The following is a 5078-nucleotide window of genomic DNA, read 5'->3' as shown; positions in this document are numbered from 1 at the left end:
GGGTCGAGCAGGTGCGGGCGATGGTGGAGGCCGTCGGGTTGCCTTGATGGAGATGGGTGTGATTTTTGGGAGACCCCTCACCCCAACCCTCTCCCCCCGCCGGGGGAGAGGGAGCCGAAATGCATTACTTCGAAGCGGGCCGCAGCGAGCTGGCCTGCATTGCTCCCTCGCCCCTTCGGGGAGAGGGCTGGGGTGAGGGGCCTGGGCCTCTGAGAAAACATGAACTTGTCCTCCGTCAACCCCGCCTTCTTCATCGCCAGCCGCTTCCGCTCATGGTGGCAAGCCCGGCTGCGCAAGAGCGACACAATCCTACTCACCCAGCGCAACATCTACATCCTGCCGACCAAGGCCGGTTTGCTCTTTGCGGCAACGCTGGTCACCCTGCTCGTAGCATCCATCAACTACCAGCTCAACCTCGGCTATGTCCTCACCTTCCTTCTCGCAGGCAGCGGCGTCGTGTCGATGCAGCTCACACACAACACGCTACGCGGGCTCACCCTGCACATGAAACCCGTCACGCCGGTGTTCGCGGGTGATGCGGCCGGCATGGATGTCGTCTTGTCCAGCCCATCGGGCGCGCGACATGGCCTCGGGCTCAAGATCGAATCCGCCGACGTCACGACCCTTACCTGGGTCGACGTGCCGTCCGGCGGACAAGCCACGGCACACGTGAGCTTCGTCCCGGCATCGCGTGGCCTGCATGAGCTTCCGACCTTGAGCGCAGAGACCCGCTTCCCGCTCGGCTTCTTTCGCGCCTGGACCGTCTGGCGACCGTCCGGGCAGGTGCTTGTCTATCCGCAGCCCGAGCGCCCTCCCGCCACTCTGCCGTCGGCACGCGCCACGCCCGGCGGGCCGGCGCAATCCAAGCGCACTCAGGGCGCCGAGATCGAAGGCATTCGCGCCTACCGCCGCGGCGACCCCTTGAAGCTCGTGTTCTGGAAGAAGGCCGCCAAGTCCATGGAGACCGGCGGCGAACTCGTGAGCCGCGACACCAGCGCGTCCGCGCAGCATGAGTTGTGGCTCGACTGGCATGCCTGCGGATTGCTCGCGCCGGAAGAGCGCCTGTCGCGTCTGACCGCGTGGGTGATCGCCGCCGATCGTGCCGGCGTCAACTTCGGGCTCAAGCTGCCTGGCGTCGACATCGGCCGCGACCACGGAGAGGTCCACCGGCGCCACTGCCTCGAGGCGCTTGCGCTGTGGAACTGAGCGTCCTTCAACGCCTTCATCGCCTGCCGCGGGAGGCACGCGACACCTTGTTCCTGCTCGCAGTCATCGCATGGACGGTGCTGCCGCATTTGTCGCACCTGCCCATGTGGTGCGTGGCACTCACCACCGTCATGCTGGTGTGGCGCACTCAGCTCGCTGTCGCGAACGCGCCGCTGCCCAGCCGATGGTGGCTGGGCGCGCTGCTCGTCGTTTCCGCCGGTCTCACGCTCTGGACGTTCCGCACCCTGCTCGGCAAGGAGCCCGGCGTCACCATGGCTGTGGTGCTGATGGCGCTCAAGACACTCGAACTTCGCGCACGGCGCGATGCCTTCGTGGTGTTCTTTCTCGGTTTCTTCATTATCCTCACGCACTTCCTGTATTCGCAGTCACTGCTCGTGGCCGCGGCCATGCTGGTCTCGGTGTGGGGGCTGCTGACGGCCTTGGTGCTGGCCCACATGCCGGTGGGCCAACCGGCCTTGCGTCACGCAGCCACCCTGGCTTTGCGCACGGCAATCTTCGGCGCGCCCATCATGGCTCTGCTGTTCGTGCTCTTTCCGCGCATCGGACCTTTGTGGGGCGTTCCGACTGACGGCCCGCCCACCACCGGCCTGTCGAACTCCATGCACATGGGCTCGGTGGCCGAAATCGCGCAGGACGACAGCGTGGCCATGCGCGTGCGCTTCTTCAACCGCGTGCCACCGCCGGAAGCGATGTACTTTCGCGGGCCGGTGCTCACCAATTTCGATGGCCACGAGTGGCGCGCCGTGCCGACTTCTCGCGCCATGAGGCGGTTCGACCTGCATACGCGCGGCGAGGCCGTGCGGTATGAGATGACGCTCGAGCCGCAACGGCTCGTGGTGCTGCCCTTGCTTGAAGCGGTGGCGACACCGCCGTCCGTCGACGGCTATCGCGTCATGGCGCGCGACGACCTGCAATGGATCACCGACCGCCCTGTGTTCGAGCGCCTGCGCTTCGAGGCACAGTCTCACATCGACTTTCGCTCGGGCGGATCGGCAACGCCCGCATCGCTCGACGAGGCATTGGAACTTCCGCCCGACTACAACCCCCGCACCATTGACTGGGCATCGCGGCTTCGGCGCGACCCGCGTTATGCGCGTGCCGATGCACGAGCGCTCGCGCAAGCCGTGATGACGCACATCCGCTTCGCGGGCTACAGCTACACGCTTGCGCCGGGCGCCTATGGCGACGTCAACCCCAACGGTGCCATCGACGAGTTCTGGCTTGATCGCAAGCTTGGCTTTTGCGAGCACTTCGCGGCCGCTTTCGTCGTGGTGATGCGCGCCATGGGCGTCCCGGCTCGCGTCGTCACCGGCTACCAAGGGACCGACCCCTTGCCCGTTGACGGCTATTACATCGTGCGCCAGAGCTCTGCTCACGCCTGGGCCGAATACTGGCAACCCGGCATCGGCTGGACCCGTGCCGATCCCACCGCTGCCGTCGCGCCCGACCGCGTGCTCAGAAGCCGAAACCTGGCTCGACCGCCAGGACTCGTGGTCGGCGCCATCGGGTCCATGAGCCCCGCCCTGCTCGGTCAGATTCGCGACGCATGGGAGACCGTGAACAACCGATGGAACCAGTGGGTGCTCAACTACTCCCGCGGGCAGCAACTGGACCTGCTCAAGACATTCGGCTTCAGTTCGCCGAGCTGGGAAGACCTGTAGCTGCTTCTCATCGGCGCCTTGAGCTCCATGGCACTGGCGGGCGCGGCCTGGGCATGGTGGGACCGGCACCGCATCGACCCGTGGGCGCGGCAGATGGACAGCGTGCGTCGCGCGCTGCATTCGCTGCACATCGATGCGGCCTTGCATGAAGCGCCGCGCGCCCTGGCCGATCGTGTTCGGCAGCAACTGGGCGATGCGGGCAGGACGCTCGTCGAACTGCTGCATGCCATCGATCGTCAGAGATACAGCCGTGCGGCCGCCAAGCGGCCCGACAATTCCATGACCCGGCAATTCGTAAATACCGCGCGGCAATTGCGACGGAACCGATAATCGCAGGCTAGTGCAGTGTTCCACGCTATGCGGAACTTGATAAGACCGATGGATTTGGGGCCAAAGACGCGATCTTATGTTCCGCATAGCGTGGAACACTGCACCAGTTCAGGACCTCTCGCATGCCGCATCTTCGTTCGACCTCACTTCGCCTCTTTCTCGCTTGCGCCGCGGGCCTGGTCGTCGCGCTGAGCACGCCGGCCTTAGCGGCCAAGTCCAAGCATCGCAAGCACGTGAACGTCAAAGCCGACAACGCGCCTGATGCCGTGATCTACGGTGGGCGCGAAGACGTGATGCGTTTCGCGGCCGAGGTGGCCGAGCGGCAGGAACTCGACCTCGCGTGGACGCAGGCTGCCCTGTCGCAATCGCGATTCATGCCGAGCGTCGTCAAATACATCATGCCGCCGCCTGCGGGCACCGCCAAGAATTGGATGGCCTATCGCGGGCGCTTTGTCGAGCCGACCCGCATCAAGGCCGGCGTGGCCTTCTGGAATGCCAATGAAGCGTGGCTGCGGCTGGCCGAAGAACGCTACGGCGTACCCGCCGAAATCATCGTTGGCATCATCGGCGTGGAGACCATCTTCGGGCAGCAGATGGGCAACTACCGCATCATCGATGCGCTGGCCACGCTGAGCTTCGACTTCCCGAGCGGCCGCAAGGACCGCAGCGCCTTCTTCCGCGAGGAGTTGGAGAATTACCTCGTGCTGACCAGCAAGGAAGGCGTTGACCCTCAGTCATGGCGTGGCAGCTATGCGGGCGCCATCGGCATGCCGCAGTTCATGCCCTCGAGCATCCTCAAGAATGCCGTCGACCTGAACGGCGACGGGCACATCGACTTGCTTGGCGATACGGCTGACGTGATCGGCAGCGTGGCGAACTTTCTCGCCAACGCGGGCTGGGAGCGGGGGCTGCCGACGCACTTCGACGTGGCGGCGCCGGTGGACACGACAAAGCGAGCATTGCTGTTGGCACCGGACATCCTGCCGAGCTTCACTGCCCAGGAATTTGACGATCATGGCGCGGCGCTGAGCGATGCGGGCACAACGCATCCGGGCAAGCTCGCGCTTGTCGAATTGCAGAACGGGGATGCGGCACCGACGTATGTGGCCGGGACGAGCAACTTCTATGCGATCACACGGTACAACTGGTCGAGTTATTACGCGATGGCGGTGATTGCCTTGGGCGATGCGGTCAAGCGGCAGAGAATGTAAGCCAGCGCCGCGCTCAAAACCGAAACGCCGGCGCTGCTCGCCATGTTGCTGAACAGCTTCAGATATGGGATCGACCTAAAAATCATCTGCCGACGAGAAGGAGGACATCGACCACATCGTCGCGACGCTGGGCTTGAAGGAGATGACCCAGGGCACGCTCGTGTGCAAGCTCTGCCGCCTACCGTTCCACCTGTCGCTTTTGGGATCTCGACGCGCCGCACGGATGGTGGCATGTAGCTGCCCGAGGCCAGCCGATTCCAGAGCTTGTAGAGGTTCCCCGAAAGGTTCCCACCAAAGTCCTCGATCGATTGACCGTCGACGCCTGCTGTACCACGATTGGCCTTCACCTTCTTGAACGCCTCCCAAACTGCCTGTTTGGAAAGCGCAAACGGCTTTGGCTGACTCATTGGCTCCTCCCGATTTCTCGGTTGACCACCAAGCTAGTCACGACAACTGGTCCCCTTCGCTCCACGCCCATTACAGGCGCTTCATCACTACTACGGAACCATCTGCGCCTGTGCCCCACATCGGTACTCAGGCGCTCGCAGTGCCTCTGCTTGACGCCGCTCCCTTCGCATTGGGACGACAGGTTCCCACGTTCCATGCCAAAGCCTGTGTTGCGCTCATGCTGCCTACATACCGGATGCCG

The 5078-nt window shown here is 64.3% G+C and carries 4 protein-coding genes; all 4 read left to right on the top strand.

Annotation, left to right across the window (positions count from 1 at the left end; genetic code table 11):
• Positions 1-219: 219 nt before the first annotated feature.
• The 4 genes from AC30NL_RS23155 to mltB all read left to right on the top strand — a co-directional run bounded on the left by AC30NL_RS23155 (position 220) and on the right by mltB (position 4429).
• Entirely contained in the window at positions 220-1206 is a 987-nt protein-coding gene (locus tag AC30NL_RS23155) for a DUF58 domain-containing protein (RefSeq protein ID WP_489466331.1), read from the top strand.
• On the top strand, positions 1197-2888 hold the full coding sequence (locus tag AC30NL_RS23150) for a transglutaminase TgpA family protein (protein WP_489466330.1): 1692 nt from the start codon (positions 1197-1199) through the stop codon (positions 2886-2888). Before AC30NL_RS23155 ends, AC30NL_RS23150 begins: the two co-directional genes overlap by 10 nt.
• Before the next feature lie 18 nt (positions 2889-2906).
• On the top strand, positions 2907-3218 hold the full coding sequence (locus tag AC30NL_RS23145; RefSeq protein ID WP_489466329.1) for a hypothetical protein: 312 nt from the start codon (positions 2907-2909) through the stop codon (positions 3216-3218).
• 122 nt (positions 3219-3340) lie between these two features.
• A complete protein-coding gene (mltB, locus tag AC30NL_RS23140; RefSeq protein ID WP_489466328.1) occupies positions 3341-4429 on the top strand; it encodes a lytic murein transglycosylase B in 1089 nt (362 codons plus the stop codon).
• The last annotated feature ends 649 nt before the right edge of the window (positions 4430-5078 follow it).

The organism is Rhizobacter sp., from assembly GCA_021153565.1.
Classification (GTDB): Bacteria; Pseudomonadota; Gammaproteobacteria; order Burkholderiales; family Burkholderiaceae_C; genus Albitalea.
Note: the sequence above shows the minus strand (reverse complement) of the source record. Positions and strands in the feature narration are given on the sequence as shown.

Bases quoted from the DNA above. Each gene is read 5' to 3' on its own strand.
- AC30NL_RS23155 (WP_489466331.1), top strand. From the start codon at position 220: ATGAACTTGTCCTCCGTCAACCCCGCCTTCTTCATCGCCAGCCGCTTC.
- mltB (WP_489466328.1), top strand. From the start codon at position 3,341: ATGCCGCATCTTCGTTCGACCTCACTTCGCCTCTTTCTCGCTTGCGCC.